12 protein-coding genes are annotated in these 13,443 nt (G+C 39.4%); 6 read left to right on the plus strand and 6 right to left on the minus strand.

Going from position 1 to position 13,443, the window contains the following annotated elements:
• Positions 1-77 precede the first annotated feature (77 nt).
• Together CXF95_RS27700 and mtnK are read left to right on the plus strand one after the other, a co-directional pair.
• A complete protein-coding gene (locus CXF95_RS27700; protein ID WP_101201626.1) occupies positions 78-1,253 on the plus strand; it encodes a dipeptidase in 1,176 nt (391 codons plus the stop codon).
• A gap of 74 nt (positions 1,254-1,327) precedes the next feature.
• The gene (mtnK, locus tag CXF95_RS27705) at positions 1,328-2,572 is read left to right on the plus strand and encodes an S-methyl-5-thioribose kinase (protein WP_101201627.1); all 1,245 of its coding nucleotides are present in this window, start codon (positions 1,328-1,330) and stop codon (positions 2,570-2,572) included.
• A gap of 135 nt (positions 2,573-2,707) precedes the next feature.
• Here mtnK and CXF95_RS27710 read toward each other — a convergent pair whose 3' ends face one another.
• Positions 2,708-3,595 carry an SDR family oxidoreductase gene (locus CXF95_RS27710; protein WP_101201628.1) on the minus strand — a complete coding sequence of 296 codons (888 nt, stop codon included), beginning with the start codon at positions 3,593-3,595 and terminating at the stop codon, positions 2,708-2,710.
• Positions 3,596-3,721: 126 nt separating this feature from the next.
• Positions 3,722-4,975 (minus strand): DDE-type integrase/transposase/recombinase, encoded by a 1,254-nt coding sequence (locus tag CXF95_RS27715; protein ID WP_101196919.1) that lies wholly within the window; start codon positions 4,973-4,975, stop codon positions 3,722-3,724.
• Positions 4,976-5,128: 153 nt separating this feature from the next.
• Between CXF95_RS27715 and CXF95_RS27720 the strand changes: the two genes are divergently transcribed.
• Positions 5,129-6,568, plus strand: coding sequence for an IS66 family transposase (locus CXF95_RS27720; RefSeq protein WP_101197042.1), 1,440 nt, complete (start codon positions 5,129-5,131; stop codon positions 6,566-6,568).
• A 260-nt stretch (positions 6,569-6,828) separates the two neighbouring features.
• A complete protein-coding gene (locus CXF95_RS30145) occupies positions 6,829-7,059 on the plus strand; it encodes a hypothetical protein (RefSeq protein ID WP_198556732.1) in 231 nt (76 codons plus the stop codon).
• A gap of 307 nt (positions 7,060-7,366) precedes the next feature.
• Here CXF95_RS30145 and CXF95_RS31605 read toward each other — a convergent pair whose 3' ends face one another.
• Positions 7,367-7,708, minus strand: a complete 342-nt coding sequence (locus CXF95_RS31605) for a transposase (RefSeq protein WP_157828281.1) — start codon at positions 7,706-7,708, stop codon at positions 7,367-7,369.
• A 752-nt stretch (positions 7,709-8,460) separates the two neighbouring features.
• On the opposite strand from CXF95_RS31605, the gene CXF95_RS27730 reads away from it, so the two are divergent.
• Together CXF95_RS27730 and CXF95_RS27735 are read left to right on the plus strand one after the other, a co-directional pair.
• Entirely contained in the window at positions 8,461-9,570 is a 1,110-nt protein-coding gene (locus CXF95_RS27730; protein ID WP_101201630.1) for a M23 family metallopeptidase, read from the plus strand.
• Positions 9,560-9,973: a polymer-forming cytoskeletal protein gene (locus tag CXF95_RS27735; protein ID WP_101201631.1), complete on the plus strand. Its 414-nt coding sequence runs from the start codon at positions 9,560-9,562 to the stop codon at positions 9,971-9,973. The genes CXF95_RS27730 and CXF95_RS27735 overlap by 11 nt, the downstream gene beginning before the upstream one ends.
• A gap of 500 nt (positions 9,974-10,473) precedes the next feature.
• Here CXF95_RS27735 and rpiA read toward each other — a convergent pair whose 3' ends face one another.
• From rpiA to CXF95_RS27750, 3 genes are all read right to left on the minus strand, one after another.
• Positions 10,474-11,130: a ribose-5-phosphate isomerase RpiA gene (gene rpiA, locus CXF95_RS27740; RefSeq protein ID WP_101201632.1), complete on the minus strand. Its 657-nt coding sequence runs from the start codon at positions 11,128-11,130 to the stop codon at positions 10,474-10,476.
• Positions 11,131-11,192: 62 nt separating this feature from the next.
• Positions 11,193-11,801: a 5-formyltetrahydrofolate cyclo-ligase gene (locus CXF95_RS27745; RefSeq protein WP_101201633.1), complete on the minus strand. Its 609-nt coding sequence runs from the start codon at positions 11,799-11,801 to the stop codon at positions 11,193-11,195.
• Positions 11,794-13,422 carry a GAF domain-containing hybrid sensor histidine kinase/response regulator gene (locus CXF95_RS27750; RefSeq protein WP_101201711.1) on the minus strand — a complete coding sequence of 543 codons (1,629 nt, stop codon included), beginning with the start codon at positions 13,420-13,422 and terminating at the stop codon, positions 11,794-11,796. The genes CXF95_RS27745 and CXF95_RS27750 overlap by 8 nt, the downstream gene beginning before the upstream one ends.
• Positions 13,423-13,443: the final 21 nt, after the last annotated feature.

The following is a 13,443-nucleotide window of genomic DNA, read 5'->3' on the forward strand; positions in this document are numbered from 1 at the left end:
ATACAATTTAATTTGACATTTATGCAACGAACTAAGATTGTACATCATCAGGTTTCTTAACGCTTAGATGAATATCCATGCCTTCTAAAAAAGTAATGTTTACAATTATTTCCTCTTTCATCATTCTGGTTATTATTGGCTTTTTTGTGTTTTTCCCCGCTCAATTAGATAAACAAACCAACCGGTTACATGATTCGACATTGCCTGCGATATCCGAGCAAGCCAGAACCTTGCATAGGGATTTATTGATCGGTGATTGGCATAGTGATTCTTTATTGTGGAAAAGGGATTTGATGGACAATCATGATTATGGTCATGTGGATATTCCGAGATTGCAGCAAGGTAATGTTGCGTTACAGATGTTTACCACAGTCACTAAGTCTCCAGACGGAATTAATTACGAAACGAACAGTAGTGATGCCAGTGACAATATTACGAAACTGGCGTTAGTTAACCTTTGGCCTACAAATACTTGGAGCAGCTTAGCTGAAAGAGCGCTATTTCAGGGGAGTAAAGCATTAGAGTTGACAGATAAATTTCCCCAACAAGTTTCGCTGATCACCTCAAAAACCGCTCTCTCAGAATTTTTACTGCAACGAAAAGCGAACCCTCAATTATTAGGTATGTTGTTAGGTACTGAGGGCTCTCATGCATTAGACGGTGATTTGAGTAATATTCAACGCTTATACGATAGTGGTTTTCGTATGATGAGTTTACAGCACTTTTTTGACAACAAATTAGGTGGTTCACTGCACGGGGAAAGTGGTGAGGGTTTAACAGAATTTGGACGAGAAGCAGTACAACAAATGCAATTTTTGGGCATTATGTTGGATGTATCCCACTCTTCTGAGCAAGTGGTAAAAGACGTATTGATTATGAGTAGTCAGCCTGTATTAGTCAGCCACACTGGTTTTTATGGACATTGCCCATCACCACGAAATATTTCAGATGATTTGATGCAACAGATTGCTGCTAATGGAGGTCTTATTGCTGTGGGGTATTGGGATGCTGCTGTATGCGAGTCTAATGTAAACGAAATTGCCAAAGCGATTCAATATGGAATTACATTAGTTGGCAGCGAACATGTTGCCCTTGGTTCAGATTACGACGGTGCGACTAGTGTGCCTTTTGATACGTCTGAGTTAATTTATTTAACCCAAGCTCTGTTAGATTTAGGGGTGACTGAACAACAAATTAAGCAAGTGATGGGCGGTAATATGCTGCAATATTTACAATTACATCTGCCGGATTAAAACCTATGTGTGAGGTCAAAACTTCTAAATCAAGTATTGATTCAATTAAAATTTAATTTAACGTATAAGAATTAATGGAATATTATCAACTAACCCAAACCAATCTTACTGACTATCTAAAGTTATTACCCGAAGTTCAACTCAGGTTTTCGTCTTTTGACAGCCTAAAGGTGCAAGAAATAAACGATGGGAATATGAATTACGCTTTTGTCGTAACCAATAAGTTAGACACAAATCAATCCGTATTTGTTAAGCAGGCACCCCCCTACATCAAAGTATTAGGTGAACAGTGGCCATTGACCCGTCAACGGATGACAGCAGAAATTAATGCGTTAAATTATCAAGTTAGCGTATGCCCTGAGATGGTACCAGAGGTGTATTATCAGTCTGAGACTTTGTCTGTGCTTATCATGGAAAATCTCAGTACCCATGCTCTTTTACGCACAGAGTTAATCCAAGGACGATATTTACCTAGACTGGCGGAAGACTTGTCTACTTTCCTTGCTGAGACATTATTTTATTCTTCTGATTTCGCTCTGCCATCAGCAGATAAAAAGGCGATGGTCAGTAAAAGTAGTAATCAGGAAATGTGTCAAATCACCGAAGACTTTGTATTTACTTATCCTTTTGAACATCATGACATGAATGATTACAATCCCGCTTTGTCCCAGTCGATTATTGACTCGATTCAAAAAGATGCAAACGTCAGGGCCCATGTTGCACAAATGAAGTTCATATTTATGAATAGGCCAGAAGCCTTATTACATGGCGACTTGCATACCAGTTCGGTCATGGTTAATGTGCAACAAACCTTTGTGATTGATCCTGAGTTTTCTTTTGCAGGCCCAATGGGATTTGACATTGGTGCACTTATTGCCAATTTATACTTAAGCTACTTTTCACATGCACATAAGTCATCGGCTGAATCTGTTAATTACAGTCAATGGTTACTGCAGACTATTGACGACCTTTGGTACAAATTCGAAGCCAAGTTTTTATCTTTGTGGTCTGAACATGAACAGTCTGCGCTAAGTACCTTTATGGGCAAAGATCTAACCGGAGACAGTCATCAAATCTTTAGGCAGATATTTTTGCAACAAGTGTTTAGCAATACCCTAGGTTTTGCAGCATGTAAGATGATACGCAGAATTTTAGGCGTGGCTAAAGTGGCTGATTTTATGCAATTTGAGGATCAAAAGCTCAGAGCAAAACTAGAAACCCAAGCCCTTAAAATGGCCACAACTATGCTACTGAATCGCCAATCCTATGCAAACATTGGTGATGTGAATAAATTGGCAGAGGATGTCAGTTCAATTTAGAAAGTGGCTAGATCGTCAACTTCAAAAAAAATAAAATTTTAACTACACAGAGCACAGAAAAAAGCAAAGACGAATTACAGCTTCGCCGAAAAGACTAATGCATAGTTTGTCATAGTCTTGTATTCCTCTGTGGTTCTAAAGCATCACTATTTCATCATCTTTTAAATGACTCACAATAGGGCTGTTTTCAGCATCGGCAAACGCAGCATCTAGAAGCGATGACCTATAAGCAATTGATGAACGGAAGTTGGGGTGAGTAAATATATAAGTCTGTCCCGATTGAAGCGCTTCTACTACGCGTTTGGCTAATACCGAGGTGGGAATACCAGATTCAACTAACGCTTTTGCCTTGTTCACAGCGTCCCCTGATTTCACTAAAGTAACGGCTTGTTCCTTAACACTTTTGTATTCAGGTTGAAGATTACGTAATGACTCATGGATACGAGTTTGAACAAAAGCAGGACATAGCGCCGAGACCGCAATATTGTGCTTTTTCAATTCAACAGCCCAACTTTCTGACATGGAAACCACTGCTGCTTTTGACGCGGCATAAGCACCAGAAAAGGGCACGCCATTCATGCCAGCCATGGAGGCTACGTTAATGATCCAACCGCCTTGACCATGGCGTTTCATAGAGGGAGCGGTGGCTTGTGTACCATTTACCACGCCCATTACATTAACGTCCAATACCCATTTCCAGGTTTCAATGTTGGTTTTATCTACTGATCCGGGAATACCCCCTACACCTGCGTTATTCACCAACATATGAATATCACCAAATGTAGCTTCGGCTGCAGCAACAGTGTCCTCCCACTGTTGATAATTTGTGACGTCTAGTGGGCAGGCTAACACTTGGATATTCGCATCTTTTAATTGCTGTTCTGCTTTTGCCAGTTCTTTATGGTCTATATCAGCGATCACGATTTGCATACCTAACTGACCAAATTCCTCAGCTAATGCCAAGCCTATCCCACCCGCGCCACCAGATATAATGGCTGTTTTACCTGCAAATTCGTTCGACATAATGCTATCCCTCAATAATTAACAATGTTTATTTGTAACTATTCAGCCTCATGAAAATATATTTTGACGATCCCAGCGATCGTAAGTATATTCCAATTAACAAATGAGTCTTAAGTAAGTAAATTTTTAGGCTCGTTTATTCTGTTCAAAGATCTGGTTAAATAATTCATTACGTTCTTTTTGAAGTAATTCAGCACAAGCATTATCTGTCATTTCCATAGCTTGCTCATCTAGTATTTCAAAATGAAAGTCTGCTTTCAAATATGTTTTGGCATTGGGTAAAGATTTTAGTTTTTCATAGGGCGTCATCATACTTTTGTAAGGGTAAGTTTTACGTTGTTTCCCTTTATCATCAGTGGTGACTTCAGGAAAGAAACAAGGTCTATGATAATTGATATACGGGTAAAGATATTTTAAATTAAACGTATTGATTAACGGTGCCCATTTCTGTGGAATATGTGTGTAACCAAACTGTTTTCTTACAATTGATGCATTTTTACTTTCTGCTAAGGCATTATCGTTTGAGTGTCTTGAGCGTGATTTAGTGAGCTCTATTTCAAGTTTGGTGAGTAATTTACACACGTGTTTGTTGATGTATTCAGAGCCATTATCTGAATGAAACCCTTTGATAATAAAAGGAAATGCGGCCATCATTTGCGTTAGTACTGGAATGAGGTAACGCTCACTAATACGTTCAACTGAGCAAACAACCTCAAACTGTGTCACCTCATCAACTGCATTAATATGATACACGCCTTTTTGTTTATCTAGGTCTCCTTGGTGCACGGTATCAATACGAATATAGCCAGGCTCGCCGTTGGGTTGAGGTTTACGCCGTTCGCCAATAGGCACTTGTCTTGATTGTGTTTTTGTGAAGTGTCTGCGTTGTTTTTGGTAGCCTTGAGAGTGCCTCAAGTTATATAAATGTGAAACAGAGATAGTGGCAAGCATTTGGTATTCTGATTGCTCAAACGTATTGTAGGCACGCTCCAACAGCTTTTTAGTGGCATGACCACAGATATCATCATGCCTTGCGTCCATTTCAGCCAGTAGCTTAATATCCTTTGTACTGTAAATGGTTGAAAAGCCGTTAGTTCGGCAAGGTTGCCAGTTAATTCTGCCGACGTCCTTGTATTGTTTTATCAATCGAGTGAGTTGCTGCCGCGAGTAGCCTGTCACCTTTTTAAGGTATTGATTGACGATCCCTTTGTCGGTTTTTTTTAACGTGATATAGCGAAATTTTATCAATGTTTTTTGAATGAATTGATATCGCTGATTTTTATCACCTAAAACGGTAAAGGCGACGGCTTGGTTACCTTGAATAAAGCGTTCAAGCTCTTCAATAGTGGTGAGGTTTTCTATATTCATGATCGCTTGCATCTTATGATCATGAACAGAATTTAAGTCTTTAGACGCATTTCATTTTGGAAACACGCAATTAGTTAAGACTCATTTCATATTGGACAAGGCTTCGTATTGACTGATCCCGCTAGGATGTCAGACTTGCCTTAATATCACTTTAGTTATTAACCAATGAAGATTGACGGCATTGAAATCGACAGTGTGATCGATTCAACAAAAAAGTTGCTTACAGAGGATAAATCAATTTCGCCGGCCTTAAGAGCGGCAATTGAATTGATCATGCTGGTTGTGTCTTTGCTTGCTAATCGATTAGGACTAAATAGCCAAAACAGCAGTAAACCACCCTCCACAGATTTTGATAGAAAGAAGAATTCAAGGACTAAATCTGACAATCCGGCCGGCGGCCAGAAAGGGCGGGAGGGTAAAACGCTGAGCCCGTTCGAAGAGCCCGATGTAGTCAAGGATATTCCCGTAAACAGGGCGCTATTGCCTCCTGGGAAGTATCGTGATGCTGGCGTCCAGTGTCGTCAAGTGGTTGACATAGAAATATCACGCATGGTCACCGAATACAGAGCGCAAATACTGCTCAACGAAACAGGCAAGAAATTCACAGCTGAGTTTCCACAAGGTGTTAACAGTGCTATCCAATATGGCGATGGCATTAAAGCGCACGCGGTTTACCTGTCACAATATCAATTGCTGCCTTATAAACGTATTGAAGAGTATTTTTCCGATCAACTCAATATTCCGATCAGTGCGGGAACCTTGTTTAACTTCAATCAAAAAGCGTCAGATTTAATTGAGCAAACAGGTGCCGCGGATCGGATCAAAGCCGCACTACGAGCATCACCCGTGCTGCATGTTGATGAAACAGGCGTCAACATTAACGGCAAGCGGCGTTGGTTACATTGTGCCTCATCACTTACCTGGACGTATTTCCATGCCCACGATAAACGTGGGAAAGAGGCCATGGATGCGGCCGAGATACTGCCATGCTTTACGGGCATTCTGTGCCATGACCACTGGAAACCTTACTACAAATATATCCTATGTGAACATTCTCTGTGCAATGCCCATCATTTGAGAGAATTGGAAAGAGCGTGGGAGCAAGACAAGCAGAAATGGGCCAATGAAATGCGTGCACTGCTGACCAAGCTTTGTCAGGACGTGAAGGATAATGACGGTAAGTTAACGCCAGAGTCTGCCCGCGTCGCCAGAGAACAGTACCGTGAAATACTCTTTGAGGGTGATAAGGAGTGTCCGCCACCAAATGAGGAGGACCGACCAGCAGGACAACGGGGTCGTTTAAAACGAACCAAAGCGCGCGCCTTGCTTGAACGGCTCAGAGAATTTGAAAATGATGCGCTTAGATTTATCGAAATAAAAGATGTCCCCTTTACTAACAATCAAGGGGAAAACGATATTCGAATGACAAAAGTACATCAAAAAATATCGGGATGTTTCAGAAGTCAAAACGGTGCGGATATGTTTTGTTTGCTTCGCAGTTACATATCCAGTTGTCGCAAGCAAGATGTTTCAGCAAGTGAGGCGTTGCGACTATTGTTCAAGGGCAGGCTTCCTGACATCTTTTCATCTGCGCGACCTGAATAGTTACGTTTATTTTATAAATATGCATAGATATTAGGTGCAGATTAATTTCAAAAATACTTTATTTAGCGAATTGGTAAGGCTTCATAGAATGAATGTTGTATGATCTTTTGGATGTGTGAACGCAAGTTAAATTTCGCTGAGTGGTCACTACTTTTTACCCTGTGATAAACTGAGGTAGGGACCGACAAAATATCTTTCATGGGCAAGCCTACTTTGGTGCCTTTTGGGATACTTTAGCCGAAGTGCATAGCTATTGTTTGATGAGTAATCCTTACCCTCTCCTGATTGAAACCCCTAATGCCAGACTTAGCCGAGTAATGCGGCATATCAACGGCGTGTTTACACAGCGCTATAATCGCCTGAAACGCTATTCCTGGGCCACTATTTTGGGGGCGCTACCAAGGGATTTTGGTCAGTCAGGACAAATACCTTTTGCAACTGTCACGCAAAATCCACCGTCACTCAAACGAAACGACTATTCCAATGGTTGAGGTGCTAAAGGACTAACCGCTATCAAGCTACCCGGCATGCGTTGGCCTGCGAGAATCCGAAGATTGCCTTGACGTAGCGCCGACTTATCAATTGCTTAGCAATTACTTAAACAACCTAGCCTTTTAAGGATTACCGTCATTATGTTATGCGAGGTGTTGAAGAACAAACCAAACGCTTTCACGCCAAAGGCAATATGAGGACGACAACTAGCCTGACATCTATCTTTGACCACATTAACTTCCATTCAAGTGGATTGGAACATTGTTTGCAACTAACTGATTTTGCTAGTAATTTATAACCAATTAGCTACTGCAGCTGCAGTAGCCTTACTGCTATGAATGCTGTTATGACGATAATTTTCTCTAGATTATTTCGCGTTTGAAGTCGAAACGATTCAACTTGAGTTCCAGCTGATTTCCAAGCTTTATGAAATTCCTCTACTCGCCACCTTAACTTATAATAGCGCACTATTTTCAGTGCATCGGAAGCGCTGTTTAGAGGCTCGCCCGTATACAGTTTCCACGATAATGGTGTTATACCATTTGGAGGGTTAATCTCATTACAACTTATCACTGGTAAATTGATGCCGCCAAGTTTTTTGTGTTTTTTAGGTGGGTAAATAGTGACGCAAGCATAACGTACCGCCACTTTTGCAATACGGGCTTTGCGACTGCCTTTTTGTTGTATCTTAACCGAGTAAGGTACACAAAGTTCAATTCAAGCCCAATTTGTTTGTGTATAAGGGTTAGAGCATGACATAGAAGGGCGATGAAACGTTCACACTGTGGGTTTTCCACAAACTGATGCCACAGCTAGCTGCTGAGGGCAAAAGCTGGGTTATACAACCCAATTTGTTTATGCCGATAGTAGTCCAAGGTGTGGCTGGCTTACTACAACACAACACCCAAGGCATTAGTGAAGTGTACTCGTGGACGGCAGCATGGCAATGAGCCCCGCAAAGTGGCCATATATCTAAACAAGATGCTGTCGGCAGCCCGGTTGCTGAAAATTGCAGATTATTTCAATGTAAATCATTATGGTTGCGTTGGCTTTACGACCTATCAAATCCGCCAACGCAAAATGGAAGGCCATCAATTTCAACGTAAACTCAGCGGCCTAATAAAACGGCTGATAAAATTACATAGTTGAAGTAATGGCCATTAATAGCTTTACTCCTTTTTTGGATAATTTAAATGAACAAAAGAATTTCCCCCTTTGCTCTAAGCAAGAAAATATAGCTCACCAAATATTGATTACATTAGATAAACAGCGCCTAAATATCACAGGGCCCCAATCGATATTTAAATTACTATTCCTCGATTTTCACTCATGATTTAGCCTCTTTTTTATTATGTTAAAATTTGGTATATTATGATAACAATGTAAATATTTAAAAGATAATGCTAAAGCAGTTAGATAAAATCACTCAAGTCTACTTCCCTCATCGGCAATTATTAATACGCCAAAATGGTGAAGTTAAATATCTCCCTATCTCAACATCTATTCAGCTTGTTTTGTCTTTAATTCTGTTAACTATTTTTTCCTGGTTTAGTTATTCAACCATCAAATATTTTTCTTTAAATGCAAAAGTCTCTCAAACTAAAGATAATTTGAAACAATCTCAAACTGACTTCAATGCATTATCAGCACAATATCAGACAAAAAATACGCAATTAAATCAACAATTATCTCAACTTCAACAACAACAAATAATATTGCAAAACTTATTAGACTCATTACCAGAAAAAATTGCGCCTATTAATACATCAGATGCATCTAAGCCTCTTAATAATTCAAATGATAATACGCAAACTACTGATAATTCCGTTTTAAAAAATTTAATTCAGGTTAAAAATAGACTTGATTCACTTGAAACAGTGCAAAAAAATAGCTTTGATAAAATGTCATTACAAATCAGTAAAAGAAAACAGCAACTGATTCAAGCATTTTATTTAACAGGCATAAGTATCGATATGATTCACCATCAACCCATTTATGCACAGGGTGGTCCATTATTTGAACTGAGTGAAAACACAACTGATAAATATCATCATCTTACTAACGAACTGATTGAATTAAGGCAGTTGGAGACTTCGCTAAAGAATGTGCCAATAAAATTACCTGCAAAAAATTATTATATTTCGAGTACATATGGTTATCGTAAAGACCCTTTTGTTAACAAAAAAGCCATGCATAAAGGGATTGATATGGCTGGGTGGATTAAAACTGAGATTTATGCGCCGGCCGATGGAAAAGTTATACGTGCAGGTAAAAATGGTAGTTATGGTAACTTTATTGAAATAGATCATTTAAATGGATTTACAACACGCTATGGTCATCTATACAAGGTAAAAGTTAAAAAAGACGAATATGTCAGTGAGGATTTTGTGATCGGCCTTATGGGCAGTACAGGACGCAGCACCAGTACTCATTTGCATTATGAAGTTCTTTTTGATGATAAAACAATCAATCCATTAAAACTGACAAAGGCGCTCAAACATGTTCTCTAAAAACAAAAATATTCAAAGCCCTGCAATAGTAAACAAAAATAGCCCACCCTCTATTATTGGGGGGGATGTAGTGATTCAAGGTAATGTCACCAGTCAAGGTTTGGTGCAATTAGATGGTAAATTTGAAGGTGAAATTCATATTCATAGCCTCTCTGTTGGAGAACTAGGCTGGGTTGATGGTATAATTGACGCGCAAGAGGTTGTTATTAAGGGCAAAGTTACGGGTGCTATTCATGCCATTAAAGTGACGTTAGAGAAAACAGCTGATGTCAGTGGTGATATTACGCATCATTCCATTAGCATTGCAAGCGGAGCAAAAGTAAATGGTAGTATCACACAAATAAATGAAGAGCAAAAAGTGGCGGACCTGAACAGTAAAAAAGCAACTGAAAAAGCGGGATAACATTTAAAATAGATTATATGTAAAACAAAACGACATTTTTCGTAAAATCAAAATTCATCTTGCCGCATATTTTCCAGATTGAAATCTCTTCTATGCAAATGGGTTTATGAATGTGGGCCTATGAAAAGGGGTTAAGCCATTTGATCATTAAAACTTTATTTACTAACTTTGATGTATGCTCAGGCCACTACGAATAGAATGCAAAAATACTTGTTACCATGCGATAAACAGAGGAAGCTATCGTGCAATTCTCTCTTGGCTAGCAGAAAGTTGCGTTGAAGTTCACTGAAGCTTTAGGAGTCGATATTAGCGCCAATTGTATGCGCAGTAAGTAGCTAAAAATAACATGAACACCACAGCGCTGAGAATTGAAAGATTACAAACCCTTGACGAGTCAGCATAAAGCATAGCCAGCTTAGCAACTGGCTGATATGTTATTTACGTCAAAGTCGCTCGGTAATTAGACCGACACTATCCCTTGGTAATCACACTAATTCAGTTTAGTTGACTGTTTCAACCCCGTTATTGGTGCCAATCAATACTATGTCAGCGCCGCGAAGAGCGAACAATCCATTAGTGACCACACCTACTATGGCATTAAGCTGCCTTTCAAGTTCTACTGGGTTTAGAATTTTTAGATTATATACATCTAAAATGACATTGCCGTTGTCAGTGACGACACCTTGGCGATAGGTGGGGTCGCCACCCAGTTTGAGTATTTCTCTGGCCACATAAGAGCGAGCCATGGGGATCACTTCAACTGGCAGTGGGAATTTCCCTAACATGGGTACTTGTTTGGTATCGTCAATAATACAAATAAATTTCTCAGCCACAGCAGCAACAATTTTCTCTCTAGTGAGAGCTGCCCCCCCGCCTTTTATCATATGTTTGTGTTGGGTTATTTCGTCTGCACCGTCTACATATATATCAAATTTGTCTACTGAATTCAGGTCAAACACTTCAATGCCCATCGCTTTCAAGCGTTCTGTGGAGGCATCTGAACTAGACACGGTACCTTGAATATTATGTTTAACTTCAGCCAGTGCATCGATAAAATAATTAACAGTGGAACCTGTGCCGACACCCACAATAGTGTCTTTTTTTACATATTTTAAGGCTGCTTGGGCAGCGGCTTTCTTTTTTTCATCTTGTGTCATTGTCTATGGGACCTGTTGATTGTTAAAACCGTGGGTGGCTAAAGTGTAACTCAAGCAATAGGTTAACTAACATCAAAAAATTGATCTGGCGTGGCAATAGCATTTAATGGAATATCCCAACTATCGGTGAGTAACTGATCAGTTTGCTGGCAAGTATGCGCCAATCCAATAAGTTGAGTGGGTAGTGAGTCACGACGTATAGGCGCTAAGGTTCGATCATAATATCCGCCCCCCATACCTAATCTATTGCCTTTAGCATCAAAAGCGACCAGTGGCGTTAGGATCAGTTCAATGTTATCTAGAGTATGTATGTTTGTGCTGTTGGCAATAGGCTCATCTATGCCATAAACGTTTTTACGTGTAGGTGACTTAGGATGGTACTCAACAAACAGCAGATGCCCTTTACTAAAAGGGTGCAATACAGGTAATAACACCCTTTTACCTTGTTGCCAGCAGTAGTCAATAATTGCTACTGGGTCAATCTCACCATCATTTGCAATGTAACAGGCAATAGTTTTTGACTGAGCAAGTGTGGTTGATGTAAGACATGTTTTTAATAGGTTGTGTGCTGCAGTAGATTGTTCTTTAGAAGACAATGCCTGACGTTTTTTACGGTAATCACTACGTATTGCCTGCCTTTGCGATGTTTCTAAGCCTAGTAATTTATGCACTTGGCAAAACTGGAATAAAGCGGTTTAACGTTTGCACCAGCTTTTCTTTTTCTATGGGTTTACACAAATACTCATCCCAAATTTTGTTGTTTTCTGCAACATTGTGTTGATTAAAGACATCGGCTGATAAAGCCACTATGGGAATATTGGGATGAGTATGTTTAATTTTTTCAGAGGCCTGACGACCATCAATACCGGGTAAATGAATGTCCATGAAAATTAGGTCAAAATGTCTGTTGCTGATAATCTCAATAGCTTCTTCTCCTGTCCCCACAATGATAATCGGAATATCTAATGATTCAAATATTGCTAGCATAACTGCTTGATTAATTTCATTATCTTCGACTAAGAGTACTTTACTACTGTGATTAAAACTTGCTTTATCAGGCGAGGGATTAAGGTCTTCATTTGAAATTGTGATGTCACTTTGCAGAGGTAACTGGACTTTAAAAATACTACCTGAGCCTAAGTTACTCAGAACATTTATTGTGCCGCCTAAAATGTCAACTAAACCTTGTGTAATCGACAAGCCTAAACCACTTCCTTCGGAACTTTTAGCTTGTCCGACTTGCTGGAACTTATTGAACAGTTTTGTTTGATCTATGGATGATATGCCTGCTCCTTGATCGGCGACTGTGATCACAAATTGTTCATTATTAAGTGAAAGCTCAATCTTGACCCACTTACCGCTATTAGTAAATTTAATTGCATTGTGGGCCAAATTAGTAATAATTTGGCTGATTTTGGCTTGATCAATAGTCAAGTGAGTCGGCAAGTTATCACTGACATCTACAGAGAACTCGACCTCTTTTTCGTTAGCCGTAATGGCTAACATTCCTTCTAAATCTTTAATAAACGTTCTTAAACAAATAGATTCGAACTCGACTTGCATCATTCCAGCTTCAATTTTATTTAAATCTATAACCGAGTTCACCACGCTTAGCAGTCGTCGACCTGAATAGTCGATATGGCCTATGTATTCAGAAAACTTTACAGGTAATGTGTGATATTTAAAGTTATCTAACATCAAACGACTAAAACCGATAATAGCATTGAGTGGCGTACGCAACTCATGACTCATGTTAGATAAAAATTCAGTCTTATGTTGGTTGGCTACCTCAAGCTCTTTTATTTTTTTTCGCAATTCCATTTGTGAAATGACGGATCTGCCTAAGACTTCAAGAGCTTGACGTTGATCTTGGGTTAATTTATTCGGTTTGTCATCAATTACGCATAATGTGCCAATGGCATGTCCGTCTGGGCTTACTAATTGTGTACCTGCATAAAATCGAATATTAGGTGCAGAGGTAACCAAAGGATTATCAAAGAAACGTTTATCTTTAAGAGTATCTTCTACCTCAAAAATTTCTTTTTGATGAATAGCATGGGCGCAGAAAGCGATATCTCTTGAGATTTCTTTTGCGTCTAATCCCACCTTGGATTTAAACCACTGTCTGTCTGAATCAACCAAGCTGATTAAGGTAATCGGGGTATTACAAATTTGAGCGGCAAGTTGGGTTAAATCGTCAAATATTTTTTCTGCTTCAGTGTCTAAGACATCATAGTCGTAGAGTGCTTTTAAACGAGTGATTTCGTCTATTGATGGGGAAACAATTTTCATATTTATATTTATATTTATATT

The sequence above is a fragment of the Paraglaciecola sp. MB-3u-78 genome, from assembly GCF_002835935.1.
Taxonomy (GTDB): domain Bacteria; phylum Pseudomonadota; class Gammaproteobacteria; order Enterobacterales; family Alteromonadaceae; genus Paraglaciecola.

Bases quoted from the DNA above. Each gene is read 5' to 3' on its own strand.
- CXF95_RS27700 (WP_101201626.1), top strand. From the start codon at position 78: ATGCCTTCTAAAAAAGTAATGTTTACAATTATTTCCTCTTTCATCATT.
- mtnK (WP_101201627.1), top strand. From the start codon at position 1,328: ATGGAATATTATCAACTAACCCAAACCAATCTTACTGACTATCTAAAG.
- CXF95_RS27710 (WP_101201628.1), bottom strand. From the start codon at position 3,595: ATGTCGAACGAATTTGCAGGTAAAACAGCCATTATATCTGGTGGCGCG.
- CXF95_RS27715 (WP_101196919.1), bottom strand. From the start codon at position 4,975: ATGCAAGCGATCATGAATATAGAAAACCTCACCACTATTGAAGAGCTT.
- CXF95_RS27720 (WP_101197042.1), top strand. From the start codon at position 5,129: ATGAAGATTGACGGCATTGAAATCGACAGTGTGATCGATTCAACAAAA.
- CXF95_RS30145 (WP_198556732.1), top strand. From the start codon at position 6,829: ATGAGTAATCCTTACCCTCTCCTGATTGAAACCCCTAATGCCAGACTT.
- CXF95_RS27730 (WP_101201630.1), top strand. From the start codon at position 8,461: ATGCTAAAGCAGTTAGATAAAATCACTCAAGTCTACTTCCCTCATCGG.
- CXF95_RS27735 (WP_101201631.1), top strand. From the start codon at position 9,560: ATGTTCTCTAAAAACAAAAATATTCAAAGCCCTGCAATAGTAAACAAA.
- rpiA (WP_101201632.1), bottom strand. From the start codon at position 11,130: ATGACACAAGATGAAAAAAAGAAAGCCGCTGCCCAAGCAGCCTTAAAA.
- CXF95_RS27750 (WP_101201711.1), bottom strand. From the start codon at position 13,422: ATGAAAATTGTTTCCCCATCAATAGACGAAATCACTCGTTTAAAAGCA.